Origin of the sequence: Cupriavidus cauae (assembly GCF_026210475.1) — a bacterium.
In the GTDB taxonomy this organism is placed as follows: domain Bacteria; phylum Pseudomonadota; class Gammaproteobacteria; order Burkholderiales; family Burkholderiaceae; genus Cupriavidus; species Cupriavidus cauae.
In genome coordinates, this window is sequence record NZ_CP080294.1 from 2,109,726 (window position 1) to 2,122,870 (window position 13,145).

Annotated in this window: 13 protein-coding genes; 7 read left to right on the top strand and 6 right to left on the bottom strand. The window is 61.8% G+C overall.

Annotated elements, in window-relative coordinates; genetic code table 11:
• Positions 1-250 precede the first annotated feature (250 nt).
• The 5 genes from KZ686_RS25540 (at position 251) to KZ686_RS24730 (ending at position 4,743) form a co-directional block, all read left to right on the top strand.
• On the top strand, positions 251-397 hold the full coding sequence (locus tag KZ686_RS25540; protein ID WP_240805082.1) for a DUF2933 domain-containing protein: 147 nt from the start codon (positions 251-253) through the stop codon (positions 395-397).
• A 13-nt stretch (positions 398-410) separates the two neighbouring features.
• Positions 411-2,852: a heavy metal translocating P-type ATPase gene (locus KZ686_RS24715; protein ID WP_082371460.1), complete on the top strand. Its 2,442-nt coding sequence runs from the start codon at positions 411-413 to the stop codon at positions 2,850-2,852.
• Between the two features lie 64 nt (positions 2,853-2,916).
• The gene (locus KZ686_RS24720) at positions 2,917-3,333 is read left to right on the top strand and encodes a DUF411 domain-containing protein (RefSeq protein ID WP_053823085.1); all 417 of its coding nucleotides are present in this window, start codon (positions 2,917-2,919) and stop codon (positions 3,331-3,333) included.
• Positions 3,334-3,361: 28 nt separating this feature from the next.
• Positions 3,362-3,925 (top strand): c-type cytochrome, encoded by a 564-nt coding sequence (locus KZ686_RS24725; protein ID WP_395896956.1) that lies wholly within the window; start codon positions 3,362-3,364, stop codon positions 3,923-3,925.
• Between the two features lie 620 nt (positions 3,926-4,545).
• Entirely contained in the window at positions 4,546-4,743 is a 198-nt protein-coding gene (locus KZ686_RS24730) for a hypothetical protein (protein WP_082371627.1), read from the top strand.
• Positions 4,744-4,957: 214 nt separating this feature from the next.
• On the opposite strand, the gene KZ686_RS24735 is transcribed toward KZ686_RS24730, so the two are convergent.
• The 6 genes from KZ686_RS24735 to KZ686_RS24760 form a co-directional block, all read right to left on the bottom strand.
• Positions 4,958-5,305 (bottom strand): CzcE family metal-binding protein, encoded by a 348-nt coding sequence (locus KZ686_RS24735; protein WP_082371461.1) that lies wholly within the window; start codon positions 5,303-5,305, stop codon positions 4,958-4,960.
• 385 nt (positions 5,306-5,690) lie between these two features.
• A complete protein-coding gene (locus tag KZ686_RS24740) occupies positions 5,691-6,167 on the bottom strand; it encodes a cupredoxin domain-containing protein (RefSeq protein WP_053821774.1) in 477 nt (158 codons plus the stop codon).
• Between the two features lie 69 nt (positions 6,168-6,236).
• Positions 6,237-7,154 (bottom strand): copper homeostasis membrane protein CopD, encoded by a 918-nt coding sequence (copD, locus tag KZ686_RS24745; RefSeq protein WP_053821775.1) that lies wholly within the window; start codon positions 7,152-7,154, stop codon positions 6,237-6,239.
• Between the two features lie 7 nt (positions 7,155-7,161).
• Positions 7,162-7,548 (bottom strand): copper homeostasis periplasmic binding protein CopC, encoded by a 387-nt coding sequence (gene copC / locus KZ686_RS24750; protein WP_053823086.1) that lies wholly within the window; start codon positions 7,546-7,548, stop codon positions 7,162-7,164.
• Between the two features lie 38 nt (positions 7,549-7,586).
• Positions 7,587-8,915 (bottom strand): copper resistance protein B, encoded by a 1,329-nt coding sequence (locus KZ686_RS24755; RefSeq protein ID WP_455550984.1) that lies wholly within the window; start codon positions 8,913-8,915, stop codon positions 7,587-7,589.
• Positions 8,916-8,932: 17 nt separating this feature from the next.
• On the bottom strand, positions 8,933-10,819 hold the full coding sequence (locus KZ686_RS24760) for a copper resistance system multicopper oxidase (protein WP_053821776.1): 1,887 nt from the start codon (positions 10,817-10,819) through the stop codon (positions 8,933-8,935).
• Positions 10,820-11,021: 202 nt separating this feature from the next.
• Here KZ686_RS24760 and KZ686_RS24765 point away from each other — a divergent pair, with 202 nt between their 5' ends.
• Together KZ686_RS24765 and KZ686_RS24770 are read left to right on the top strand one after the other, a co-directional pair.
• The gene (locus KZ686_RS24765) at positions 11,022-11,708 is read left to right on the top strand and encodes a heavy metal response regulator transcription factor (protein ID WP_053821777.1); all 687 of its coding nucleotides are present in this window, start codon (positions 11,022-11,024) and stop codon (positions 11,706-11,708) included.
• Entirely contained in the window at positions 11,705-13,099 is a 1,395-nt protein-coding gene (locus tag KZ686_RS24770; protein ID WP_053821778.1) for a heavy metal sensor histidine kinase, read from the top strand. The genes KZ686_RS24765 and KZ686_RS24770 overlap by 4 nt, the downstream gene beginning before the upstream one ends.
• Positions 13,100-13,145: the final 46 nt, after the last annotated feature.

The window sequence follows — 13,145 nt, forward strand, 5'->3', positions numbered from 1 at the left end:
ATGTTGACGCGAACCGGCTTGACCTTCCCATTATCGGAAGCTCTACCGTTATCACAAGAAAGCTGGGCGCGGCGATTGACTGCCGGTCAGCTTCCCGTCATGGTCAAGTAAAGAGTCTGTCATGAAAGCATGTCATTCCCCATCGACGCATCACGGCACCAACGCCGGCCAAGTCCGTCGGTTTCGCTGGTCGCTGCGTTGGGGGATCGTCCTTGCTGCCGTGGCAATGATCGCCGCCATCGCGCTCGGGATGCCGCGTTGGAGTGCGGTTGCTTCCTGGTTGCCGTTTGCGCTAGTGTTATTGTGCCCGTTGATGCATCTATTCCATGGCGGCCACGGGCGCAGCGCGCCTTCGAAAGAGGGCGGCGATCCAGTGGACGGACAGCGCCACGACTAACAGGAGGCCTTCCATGAATGAACCCAGCAGCCAGCGCCACCCACCGAAAGCGGGCCACCATGACAACGCAACAAGCCCCGGTCATGGCGCGCATGCTGACCAGCACCATTCCCATGGCCACGGTGCGCCGCACGAGAGCCCTGTGTCAAGTGTCGGCACGGCCAAAGATCCGGTCTGTGGCATGGTGGTGTCGGCTGACTCGGCATTCCAGACCCAACACGCTGGCAACCCTTATTATTTTTGCAGCGCATCGTGTCAGCGCAAGTTCGAGGCGGACCCGGCCAAGCACGCCGCGGCTCCGGCGGCTCCTACCGCGGCCCCTTCAGCCGCCCCCGATGCGGAATCGGGGCCTCCCGGCACGATCTACACCTGTCCGATGCACCCCGAGATCCGGCAGGATCATCCCGGCAACTGTCCGAAATGCGGCATGGCGCTGGAGCCGCTGTTGCCGGACCTGGACGAGACCGAGAATCCGGAGCTGGTGGATTTTCGGCACCGTTTTTGGTGGACGCTGCCGTTGACGGTGGTGACCACGGTGTTGGCCATGCTCGGGCATCGATTTGGGTGGATGGAGGCGGCGACGCAGAGCTGGGTCGAACTGGTCCTGTCGACGCCGGTGGTGCTGTGGGCGGGTTGGCCCTTTTTCGTGCGGTGCATCCAGTCGTTTCTGCATCGCAGCCCCAATATGTGGACGCTGATCGGTCTGGGCACGGGTGCGGCCTATGCCTATAGCGTGGTCGCAACCGTGGCACCGGATGCGTTCCCGCAGACCTTTGCCGCCCACGGCCGCATCGGCGTGTACTTTGAGGCCGCGGCCGTCATCATCTCGTTGACGCTGCTCGGCCAGCTGCTTGAACTCAAGGCGCGATCGCAAACCTCCGCGGCGATCAAATCGTTGCTCGGGCTCGCGCCCAAGACGGCGCGCCGCATCGGGCGCGATGGCGCCGAGGAGGATGTGCCTCTCACTCATGTGCATGTCGGCGATTTATTGCGCGTCAGGCCCGGGGAAAAGGTGCCCGTCGACGGCATCGTGACCGAAGGCAGCAGTTCGGTGGACGAATCGATGATCACCGGTGAACCGATGCCGGTCACCAAGCGCGAAGGCGACCGCGTTATTGGCGCCACCATGAATACCTCAGGCAGCCTGATCATCCGGTCGGAGAAGGTTGGCGCACAAACGGTGCTCTCCCAGATCGTGCAGATGGTGGCGCAGGCGCAGCGCTCAAAGGCGCCGATGCAACGCATGGCCGATAAGGTCGCGGGCGTGTTCGTGCTCGGCGTCATCGGCGTCGCCGTGGTGACGTTCTTTGCCTGGGGCCTGTTCGGTCCACAGCCGAGTTGGGTGTTCGGTCTGATCAATGCAGTTGCGGTCTTGATTATCGCCTGTCCCTGTGCATTGGGGCTGGCCACGCCGATGTCGATCATGGTTGCCAGCGGCAAGGGCGCCACCAATGGCGTGCTGTTCCGCGATGCCGCCGCGATCGAGAACCTGCGCAAGGTCGACACCCTGATCGTCGACAAGACCGGTACGCTGACCGAGGGGCGGCCAGCCTTCGAGCGTGCAATTGGCGCCAATGGCTATGCCGACGACGAGGTCCTGCGGCTGGCGGCGAGCCTGGACCAGGGCAGCGAACATCCGCTGGCCGCGGCGCTGGTGGAGGCGGCCCGCATTCGTGGCTTGGCGCTGGAGAAGCCACAGGACTTTGAATCGAGCACGGGCATCGGTGTGCGCGGTACGGTCGGTGGGAAGACACTCGCCATTGGGAACACGGCGCTGATGCAAGCCGACGGCATCGACACCGAGGCGCTGCGCGCCCAAGCCGATACGCTGCGCGCACAAGGCGCGAGCGTTATGTATCTTGGCGTCGAGGGCCGTCTGGCCGGCCTGCTGGCGGTGTCGGATCCCGTCAAAGGCTCAACGCCCGAAGCGCTGGCGGCCCTGAAGGCCGAGGGCATCCGCGTGGTCATGGCCACCGGCGACGGCGTGGCCACGGCAAAGGCGGTGGCCGCAAGGCTGGACATTGCGGAGTTCCACGGCGAAGTGAAGCCCGCGGACAAGCTTCAACTGGTGAGCCAACTGCAGCAAAGCGGAGCGGTGGTCGCCATGGCCGGTGACGGCATCAATGATGCCCCGGCGCTGGCCAAGTCGGATGTGGGCATCGCCATGGGCACCGGCACCGATGTGGCGATGAACAGTGCGCAGGTGACGTTGGTCAAAGGCGACCTGCGTGGCATTGCGCGCGCACGCGAGCTATCCGAGGCAACCATTCGCAACATGAAACAAAACCTTGGCTTCGCGTTTATCTATAACGCGCTCGGGGTACCGTTAGCGGCAGGGGTGCTGTACCCGTTCACCGGTTTGCTGCTTTCGCCTATGATTGCCGCGTTGGCAATGAGCCTGAGCTCGGCCTCGGTGATCTCCAATGCGCTACGCCTGCGGCAGGCAGAGATTTAAGCTGGCGATGAGGCACTCGACCGGTGCTGACTTGTCTATTGACATGATGTTTTTCGGAGAATCCATGAAGTATTTCTTGGCCACTGCCGCATTGCTCGCGGCCGCCACCGGCGCGCAAGCGGCCTCGCCGACGCTAACGGTGTACAAGGATCCCAGTTGTGGCTGCTGTGCAGAATGGGTCAAACACGTGAACCAGGCCGGCATCCAGACCAAGGTCATTGATTCGTCCGACATGACGGCGGTCAAAGCCAGGCTCGGCGTCCCGACCCAGTTCGGCTCCTGCCATACCGCGGTGATCGATGGCAGCGCGCAGGTGGTGGAGGGGCACGTGCCGGCAGCAGCGGTGCGCAAGCTCGCTGCGAAGCCGACCTTGAAAGGGGTCGCAGTGCCCGGCATGCCGGCAAACTCGCCAGGCATGGGGCAGATGGACGGAAAGCTTGTGACAGTGGATTTTAGCGGCAAGCCATTCTCGAAAGACTAGGACTGCAGCGGGGCTGCGCGGGTAAGCGTTGCCAGAACTTCAGAACTGCCAGACAAAGGACATGGAAGAGTCAACTCAGTCGCGCTGGATCGTGGCCTGCGTGTTGGTGGTGGCCGCCGCGGCGGCCACCGGGGTCGCGCTCAAGGCGAAACGCTATCTGGAGCCACCCTCCGGTGGACCGCAGACGCTCAGGGAAGGGCGCCAACTGCGCATCGATGCCACGGATGCCGCGCAGCTCGGTCGCGGCAGGCAGCTGTACGCACAGGCCTGCGCGTCGTGCCATGGCGTCAAGCTCGAAGGCCAGCCTAACTGGCGCGAGCGGCTCGCAAATGGCCGGATGCCGGCGCCCCCGCATGATGCATCGGGTCATACCTGGCACCATGCGGACGCGGTGCTGTTTGCCATCACCAAGAACGGGCTCGTTGCCGGCGTGACCGCGCCGAGAGGCTATGTCAGTGACATGCCAGCCTTCGGCCAGTCGATGTCGGATGACGACATCATTGCCGTGCTCGCGTACATCAAGAGCACTTGGCCTGAGAAAATGGCAGTAGCGCAGCGCGAAGCGACCGCGCAGTATGCGAGCCCGAAGTAGCGACCCAAGCAAACACCGCAAGCAGGCGCTCCGGTCAGCGATGGCGCCTACGTCCGTTTCGAGCCTAGCCTGGGCTGCTGCAGTGACCCTGCACGAGCTGTCGCGGTGTGTACGCCACAGCTGACGAACATGTCGCGTTGAGCGGCCGGCTTGCTGGTATTCAGGCGCTTGGATCGCGCCTGGTAATTTCTGTCTCTTGCCTGCCTGCCCGCTCGCGCGTGGCACACAGCTGTATGCGAGCAGCGGTCGCGCGCCGTCGAAACGGCTCGAACACGCGTGCCGCTACGCCGATGACTCGTCGTGGGCGAAGATCGGCGAACGCTGCGCCGCACTAATCCCCTTACGTCGTCCAGAAGAGATACAAAAGCCCAAGCACGACCAGCGCCGCCCCAATGATCGAGTAGTAGCGCATGCCATGCAGGGGCTGGTCTGGATGGCCTCGCCGGTGAAAGACGAGTCTCATAGCCGTTATGGAAAGTCGAGCATTGCCATATGGTAGACCCAGCGCCGGTGATTTACCTTGACGTGTCTGCACGGCGGTCATTGAATGAATGCTGAAACGCGTCGCCACGAGAGCGGAACCATCCGCCGATTCACTTCTAGGGGTCCTGGAGACTACGATGCTGACACCACATGAAGTGGCCACCCTTATGCTGATCGACGACGCAGCCCCCAATCTCGCCGACCTCGATCACGCGTCGATCGAGGCATTGATTGAGCGGCAGCTGGTGCATCTGGAAAAATTGGCTTACGGCGATCGTCTGCACATCACGCCGCGGGGCAGTGACTTTTTGCATGCTCTCGCTAAATTGCATTAGGCTGGTCTGCAAACGCACTTGCGCACTGAAGGCTATGCGTTGCGCGTTGCGCAGTATGCCGCGATATGGCTAGACCCGGCGGTGCCCCTCGGGTCTGCAAGCGCCAAGTCAGCGGACCAAGGCGGACGTTCCACCGCCTACTGGTCCGGATGCGGCGTGGGGGAGGGCTGTCGAAGTGGTCGTCTGGCACAGCGTCCAGTAAGCAACCAATACGTCATGAGCTGCCCCGATAGAGCGGGCTTGGCGCGATGATGGCCGTGATGCCTTTGGCTTCCGGCAGATCCGGCAAAAGGAAGTTCAGCGCAACTGCCGATCGTCCACTACTTGTGGTCATAAAGGTCCAAGCCACCGTGCGGTTGGCGCCCCGGAAAGCAACGGTTTCTCCAGAGGTGACATTAACGTATCGCGCACCTGGCCGCAGCGTGATCGACCGAGTCGCCGTCTCGACGGCAGCGACGGTACCATACAAATCGGCCCTAGCAGGTGGCAAAGGCGCACACGCCGACGCCATGCCGAAGGCAGAGAGTGCCAGTGCGATCCGTAAAGCCTGCGTGGTAGTCATAATGAGACTCCCTGTCGATGTGCGGCAAGGTCTAACGGACCCGCCTTTGCGACAACCCGACTTCCACCCGCGCCAAGGACGCACGCAGCTTGGTGCTGCGCTGATCTGTGGGCAACTGGCAAGGCTACCGGCACCCAAACGCGAGTTGCCGCACGATCTAGTCTAATCAGGGCATTCCAACGATAACGTTGCCCAAACGTTACATTCTGGACAGGTAACAATGTGGTCCACGTCATGCCCCACAAGTCAACGCTTCCAAGTGGGGAGGATCACGCGCAAGAAAACGGGTCCGCCACGGCGGCACCATGACCCAACCTACGCTGTCGAACCCTCAGCATCGGTGCGCCGTTTTGTTCGCCGCCGGACGCACCCGTCGTCGCGCTTTTTACTTGACGGCCACCTTGCCGACCATGCCGGCTTCGAAATGGCCCGGCACCAGACAAGCGAAGTCGACGGTCCCAGGACCGTCGAACTGCCACACCAGTGTGCCTTGTTTGCCAGGTGCGAGCATAATCTGGTTCGGGATAGAGTGCTTAGCATCAGGCATGCTGCGCATCATCTGCGCGTGCTCTTTCAACTCAGCGGCGGTACCGATCACCATTTCGTGCTCCACTTTGCCGACATTCCGCACGACAAAACGCACGGTTTCACCGCGCTTGACCTGAATCGAGTCGGGCGCGAACCGCATCGTGTCGCTCATGGTCACGTTAACCGTGCGTGAGACCTTGGCCGGCTTGCCCGGCTGACCGGCAGCGGACTTACTGGCGCTAGCTGGGCTCGCATGGCCCTCCATGCTGCCGGCAGCCCACACCAGCATCGGCGACAGCCCCAACACCAGCAGCAACGACTTGAGCGTCTTCATGGCATCTCCTTGGCGGTTGTTTGAGAGCAAGACAAGCGCAGCCTTGCTGCGCGGTTCGTGAAAACGTGGCTACATGCCCGCGGGGGATAGGATGCCGAGCGAGGCGACAAGAGCTAGAATGAGCGTTGCCGCACTGGTCTCGAACATCAGGCTGCGCCGCAAGGTACGAACGGCGACGGCATGGTCGCCCGTCCGTAGGGCATGCTCCAGGCGCGGGCTCAGATGAAAACGGTTAGCCGCGGCAAGGGCGAGCATGGTACCGAACAGCGCCAGCTTGGACGCCAGCAGTCCACCGTATGAGTTCAGCGACAGTTCTGGCAAGACCGGACCGACAATCAACCAATAGTTCACTGCGCCGGTAATGACCAAGGTTGCGACAACGATCATACCCACCTGAGCGAAGCCGTTTGAGGTGCGGCTCAGTAGGGCAACCTTGGCAGGTGTGGCAGAGGGATGCGACAACAACACGAACGCGAGCAGAGCGCCGACCCATGCGCCGGCGGCCATTAGATGCGCGATATCCGAGGCAAGGTGAATGTAGCGTCGAATGCCATCATCCATGGCGCCATGGCCGCCCCAGGCAAGCGTGGACAGCGCGACGCCGCCCGCTGCAGCCAGAACCCAGAATTGAAGTTCTGGCCGTTTGCGGACAAACAACGCGACCAGCACGCAGAGGACCAGGGCAACGAGTCGCACGACCCAGGCCGCGCCAAACGCGGTGCCTGTCACAATCATTTCGAAGACATGGCCTTGCAGTTCGGCGTAGGATGCGGCACCGGTCATGCCCTTGGCCATGATGGTGATATTGGCCAGCGACAGGACGATGCCCAGGGCCGCGACCGCCGCGCCAAGCGTCAAAAAGCGCGCACCCGTTGGCGACGCCATTTCCTCACGGCGCAGTGCGTACAAGCCAAACAGCGGCAGACCAAACAGTGCAGTCAGGTCGAAATAGAGTGCGAAACGCACTGCAACAGTTGCCCAGTCCATCGGCGGATCACTTCACGGTGAACGCGATGTTGCCATTAATCGGGTGCGTGTCGGACGACACTGCACGCCAATCGACGCGGTAGCTGCCAGGCGCCAGCGTCTGGGCCGGGGTGATCACCATGGTCTTGGGGTCGTCGCTGCCGGCAACCTTGGCGGCAATTTTCATCGGCGCATGGTTGGCCATGCCGGGCATGCTGGTCATGACGAGGCTGGCCCCGGAGAATTGGGTCGCGAGGTTCTCTGAAAACTTCAGCTCGATCTTCTGCGGCGCCGCCACCTCGGCCTTGTCGGCGGGCATGGACGATACCAGCTTTGGATGGGCGAAGGCTGCAGTACTAGCCAGCACAGCGGCGGCTGCCAGAGCGGCACGAATGGTGAAGCGGGGCGCTTGCATGGTGAACTCCAAATATGAGTGTGGATTGAAATACGTGGTTAGAACCACATGCGAACACCCGCTACAAAACGGGTTTCGCCACTTCGGCCGCCGGCGGTGCGAACCATGTCGGCGGTATTGCCAAAGGTTTGGTACCGTTCAATGCCGATATAGGGAGCGAACTGACGGCTGAACTCATAGCGCAGGCGCAGACCCACGGCACCGCTGGAAAGCCCGCTGCCCACGCCGACCTCGGGATCGTTCTTGCCATAAAGATTGGCCTCGATTCGGGGTTGCAGGATCAGGCGCTGGGTAATTAGCAATTCATACTCGGCTGACAGGCGCAGCGCAGTGCGACCTTCGGTGCCGATATAGCCAGTAGCGTCGACCTCGAACCAGTATGGCGCCAGGCCCTGGATACCGAAGGCCAGCCAGTTTCGGGTTGGCCGGCCATAGCCGGCATCGTTGCGGATACCCAGCTGCGTGTCCCAATAGGTGGCAATGGCATGACCCCACAGCAATTCGGTCCGCGCCTCGTGGATCTTGCGCCTCTCGGATTCGCCTTCGGCCTTGATCACGAGGCGGTTAAAGCTGCTGCCAATCCACGCTTGCGCCTCATAGGCAGCGGCATTGCTCTCATTTCCCTTGACCCATTCCAGCCGGTCAACGAGTACCGAGGCAAATAGGTGTTCGTCTGCCATGTGCAGCGAACGGTGCGGACCAATGGCGTATTGACCCACGCCGAGCTGATAGCCCCCTGAGTAACCGTGCGGGTCGCGCGCATCCGCGGGCGCGCTCCCCCCTTGCATCTGCATGTCGCCATGATCCATGCCTTGCATCGAACCCGTGCCTTGCATCTGGCTGTGGTCCATGCCCTGCATCGAACCCATGCCCTGCATCTGGCTGTGGTCCATGCCCTGCATCGAACCCATGCCCTGCATCTGGCTGTGGTCCATGCCCTGCATCGAACCCATGCCCTGCATCTGGCTGTGGTCCATGCCCTGCATCGAGTCCATGCCCTGCATCTGGCTGTGGTCCATGCCCTGCATCGAGTCCATGCCTTGCATCTGGCTGTGGTCCATGCCCTGCATCGAGTCCATGCCTTGCATCTGGCTGTGGTCCATGCCCTGCATCGAGTCCATGCCTTGCATCTGGCTGTGGTCCATGCCCTGCATCGAGTCCATGCCTTGCATCTGGCCGTCGGTGGCAGCGGTGCCGCCAACCTTGCCCGAAGACTTTGCTTTCGGAATGGACTTCGCCTTTTCCGCGACGGCGGGCGACGAAGTTTGCGTTGGAACCGCTTCGGTGTGGGCGTGCTGGGCCCAAGCTGCGCTCATGCCAGCGGAAGCAAGCACGGCGGCAAGTACTGTTCTTGTTGGTTTTTCCATGTGCATATCGGTTAGGGTCAGGCCACCACCACTTCGCGGAACATCCCGGCGTCCATGTGCAACATCAGGTGGCAATGCCAGGCCCACCGGCCCAAGGCGTCGGCGGTGACGAGGAAGCTGATGCGTTGCGCCGGTTGCACCGCGATCGTGTGTCGACGCGCGAGGAAGGCGCCATCCGGCGATTCGAGTTCGCTCCACATGCCATGCATGTGCATTGGGTGCGTCATCATGGTGTCGTTGTGCAAAATGACGCGCAGCCGCTCGCCATACTTAAAGTGCACCGGCGTCGAATTTCCGAACTCCACCCCGTCGATGGACCACGAGTAACGCTCCATATTACCGGTCAAGTGCAGTTCCACTTCGCGCCCGGGACCGCGTTTGTCCAACGGACCGCCAATGGTGTGCTGATCGGCCAGTGTCAGGACGCGGCGCCCGGTGTCGCGCAAACCGATGCCCGGGTCGTCCAAGTTGGTGCGCGCCATGTCAACGCGCATATCGGTGGTGGCGCCATACTCGGTCTTGGCGTGGCGCGCCTTGGTGCTGGGCACCTTCAGCGACGCATCGGTCGCCATGCCCCCCGACATGCTACCCATGGCATGCTGGCTGTGATCCATGGCCATAGCGCCATGGTTCATGCCTTGCATGCCCATCGAGCCGTGGTCCATGCCTTGCATGGCCATGCCGCCATGGCTCATTCCGCCCATGGCGCTGTGATCCATGCCGCCCATGCCTCCCATACTGCCCATCATGTCGGCCATGGTGAGCCACTGCGGCTTATCCACGGCGGGCACCGGTGCCGCCAGCCCGGCTCGAGTTGCCAGGGTGCCGCGGGCATAGCCGGTGCGATCCATCGACTGCGAGAAAATGGTATAGGCCTCGTCGCGCGGCTCGACCAGCACGTCACAGGTCTCGCCCGGGCCGAAGCGGAACTCATCGACGGTTACCGGTTCGATGTTCTGTCCATCGACTTGGATGACCTTAAGCTTGAGGCCGGGAATGCGCACATCGTAGAACGTGTTGCCTGCGCCGTTGATAAACCGCAGACGAACCTTCTCGCCCGGCTTAAACACGCCGGTCCAGTTGCCGGCCGGTGTGACGCCGTTCATCAAGTAAGTCAGCGTGGCGCCCGAGAGATCCGCCAGATCGGTCGGGCTCATCCGCATCTCGTTCCACATCTTGCGCTTAGCGAGCGCGCTCTTCATCCCTTCACTGGAGACGTCGCGGAAAAAATCGATAACCGTCGGCTGGTTATAGTTGTAGTAGTCGCTCTGAACCTTCAGTTTCGAGAGCACGCGCATCGGATCTTCGTCGGTCCAATCCGAGAGCAGCACGGTATAATCGCGATCGGCTCGCACGCCATCCACGCCGGTGGCTGGATCGATGACAATGCCGCCATACACGCCGGTCATCTCCTGGAAGCCCGAATGCGAGTGATACCAATAGCTACCAATCTGGTCGACCTTGAAGCGGTAGGTGAAGGTCTCGCCCGGCGCAATGCCCGCAAAGCTGATCCCCGGCACGCCGTCCATCTCGAACGGCAGAATGATCCCGTGCCAATGAATCGACGTGTGCTCGCGCAACCGGTTCGTGACCCGAATCGTCACCGTTTCGCCTTGACGCCAGCGCAGCGTCGGCCCCGGCAACATGCCATTGATGGTGGTCGCGACGCGTGGCGTCCCGGTGAAGTTGACCACCGACTCGCCGATCACGAGGTCGAAGTCGGTCCCGCGCAGCACTGGTGCTGTGCCGGATAAGACATCTGCCGGTCGGCCTGACGGCTGAGCCCAGGCCGCACCGCCCAAGCCAGACAGCCCCGCCATCACGCCACCGGCGGCCAGACCCTGTACAAAACGGCGGCGCGGCAGATTAGGCAGCACAAGGCCAGACGGTCGATCACGTCGCATGAAATAGTCCTTTTTGCTTGAATGGCCGCGTCGGAAGGCGGCAGCAAGAGAGTAACGACAGCGAGGCTACCGTCAACTTACCCAAACATTACATTCCGGTAAGGTCTGGGTTACCCACAGAGCGTCTCGGTAGACTACCCCGTATTAGAGCCGGTCCAACAGGCGGGCACATAATCCGAAAGACGAGGGGGAGGGCACGAAGATGAAGCTGCTGGTGGTAGAAGATGAATCCAAGACCGGCGAGTACCTGCGCCAGGGGCTGACCGAGGCAGGATTCGTGGTCGACTTGGTCGCCAACGGGCTGGACGGACAGCACTTGGCGCTTAACGAAGCGTACGACCTGATTATCCTCGACGTCATGCTACCCGATCTCGATGGCTGGCGTATTTTGCAGACGATCCGCGCCGCGGACAACCCGGTTCCGGTGTTATTTCTGACCGCCCGCGACAGCGTGGCCGATCGGGTCAGGGGGTTGGAGTTGGGCGCTGACGACTATCTGGTCAAGCCATTCGCGTTCTCGGAACTACTGGCGCGCGTACGTACGCTATTGCGGCGCGGTACTGTACAGCTAGCGATGGACCGCATTCAGGTGGGCGATCTGGTGCTGGATTTGGGCAGGCGCCGGGCGTCGCGGGCCGGGCGCCGCATCACGCTGACCAGCAAGGAGTTTGCGCTGCTGGAGTTGCTCGCTCGCCGGCGCGGCGAGGTGCTGCCACGCTCGTTGATTGCCTCCCAGGTCTGGGACATGAACTTTGACAGCGATAGCAACGTGATCGATGTGGCCATTCGCCGCTTGCGGGCGAAGATCGACGATGACTTTGATATTAAGCTGATTCAGACCGTGCGCGGCATGGGCTACGTGCTGGAAGCGCCGGAGGAGCAGGCATGACGCATCGCCTGTCCCTGACGATGCGTCTGACCATCCTGTTTTCGCTCTGCTCTGCCGTGGTGCTGCTGGGCTTGGGCGTTCTCATCTGGCTGGCGATGGACCGCCACTTCGCCACCGAGGATTATGTGGTGCTCGGCGACAATATTCGCCTGATCGAAAAGATCGCGCAGGAAACGCCGGCCGAGCGCTTGCCCCAGCGGCTTCGGGAAATGGTCGATCACCATCCTGGCTTCGTCGCGCAGGTGCAGACCGCACAAGGCCACAAGCTGTATGCGACCAAGGACTTCGATTTTGCGATTGCTTTCGAGGCGATTCCGCGCGAATTGGCGCGTGACAATACCTTCGTCTGGCAGCAAGGCGAGCAGGAGTATCGCGGCATGCGCGCGCAGGTTGGTGCGGCTGACCCGCGCATTGCACCTTTGCGCGTCGTGGTCGGCATGGACACGGAAATCCACGCGCACTTCATGCATGCATTTCGTCGTTCGCTGGCCTTCTATACCACATTGGCGGTGCTCGCCAGCGGTCTCTTTGGTTGGTGGGCGGCGCGACGCGGGCTCGCACCCCTGCGCATGATGGCCTCACGCGCCAAGGGCGTCACCGCGAACAAACTGGATGCGCGCATGCCGGTCGAAGCCGTGCCGGTCGAGATGGCAGATCTGGCGATCACGTTAAACGCGATGCTGGAGCGACTGCAGGATGATTTTCGGCGGCTCTCGGAATTCTCCTCCGATTTGGCGCATGAGCTGCGCACGCCCATCACCAACCTGATGACGCAGACGCATGTCGTGCTATCGCAGCCGCGAGATGCCGCCAAATATCGAGAGGTCCTGGCCTCGAATGCCGAGGAATTGCAGCGGCTTGGGCGCATGGTGTCCGATATGCTGTACTTGGCCAAGATGGAGCACGGCATCACACTGCCGAATGAGGAAGCGATCAACGTGGCTGATGAAGTACAGGCGCTGTTCGAATTCTACGACGCGCTGGCAGAGGACAAGGGCGTCAATCTACGGCTTGATGGGCAGGCGAAAATTACCGGCGACCGTCTGATGTTACGCCGAGCGCTCAGCAATCTGCTCTCGAACGCTCTACGCTATACGCCGTCCGGCAAAGAGATCCGGGTCGAGACGCGCGAGCAGGGCGGCAGCACGTCGATCGTAGTCGAGAATGAGGGCGAGGAAATCAGTCCCGAGTTGCTGCCATCGCTATTCGACCGCTTTTTCCGTGCCGACAAATCAAGGACCCGTGCGGAGTCCGAAAGCGTGGGACTGGGTCTCTCCATCACGCAAGCCATCATGTTTGCGCACGGGGGCCAGATTTCGGCGGAATCGTCGGAAGGCACTACGCGCTTCATTTTGACGTTTCCCCGCCAGCGAAACGCCGCCCGGAGCTAGACGGTTGGCCTCCAGCGCGTCGCCGCATAAAAATAGCCACGGCGTT

What these genes read in the sequence shown, in the direction of transcription:
- KZ686_RS24765 (WP_053821777.1), top strand. Translation starts at nt 11,022, where the DNA reads ATGAAGCTGCTGGTGGTAGAAGATGAATCCAAGACCGGCGAGTACCTG.
- copD (WP_053821775.1), bottom strand. Translation starts at nt 7,154, where the DNA reads ATGGACTGGGCAACTGTTGCAGTGCGTTTCGCACTCTATTTCGACCTG.
- KZ686_RS24735 (WP_082371461.1), bottom strand. Translation starts at nt 5,305, where the DNA reads ATGACTACCACGCAGGCTTTACGGATCGCACTGGCACTCTCTGCCTTC.
- KZ686_RS24770 (WP_053821778.1), top strand. Translation starts at nt 11,705, where the DNA reads ATGACGCATCGCCTGTCCCTGACGATGCGTCTGACCATCCTGTTTTCG.
- KZ686_RS24755 (WP_455550984.1), bottom strand. Translation starts at nt 8,915, where the DNA reads ATGGAAAAACCAACAAGAACAGTACTTGCCGCCGTGCTTGCTTCCGCT.
- KZ686_RS24715 (WP_082371460.1), top strand. Translation starts at nt 411, where the DNA reads ATGAATGAACCCAGCAGCCAGCGCCACCCACCGAAAGCGGGCCACCAT.
- copC (WP_053823086.1), bottom strand. Translation starts at nt 7,548, where the DNA reads ATGCAAGCGCCCCGCTTCACCATTCGTGCCGCTCTGGCAGCCGCCGCT.
- KZ686_RS24760 (WP_053821776.1), bottom strand. Translation starts at nt 10,819, where the DNA reads ATGCGACGTGATCGACCGTCTGGCCTTGTGCTGCCTAATCTGCCGCGC.
- KZ686_RS24720 (WP_053823085.1), top strand. Translation starts at nt 2,917, where the DNA reads ATGAAGTATTTCTTGGCCACTGCCGCATTGCTCGCGGCCGCCACCGGC.
- KZ686_RS24730 (WP_082371627.1), top strand. Translation starts at nt 4,546, where the DNA reads ATGCTGACACCACATGAAGTGGCCACCCTTATGCTGATCGACGACGCA.
- KZ686_RS25540 (WP_240805082.1), top strand. Translation starts at nt 251, where the DNA reads ATGCCGCGTTGGAGTGCGGTTGCTTCCTGGTTGCCGTTTGCGCTAGTG.
- KZ686_RS24740 (WP_053821774.1), bottom strand. Translation starts at nt 6,167, where the DNA reads ATGAAGACGCTCAAGTCGTTGCTGCTGGTGTTGGGGCTGTCGCCGATG.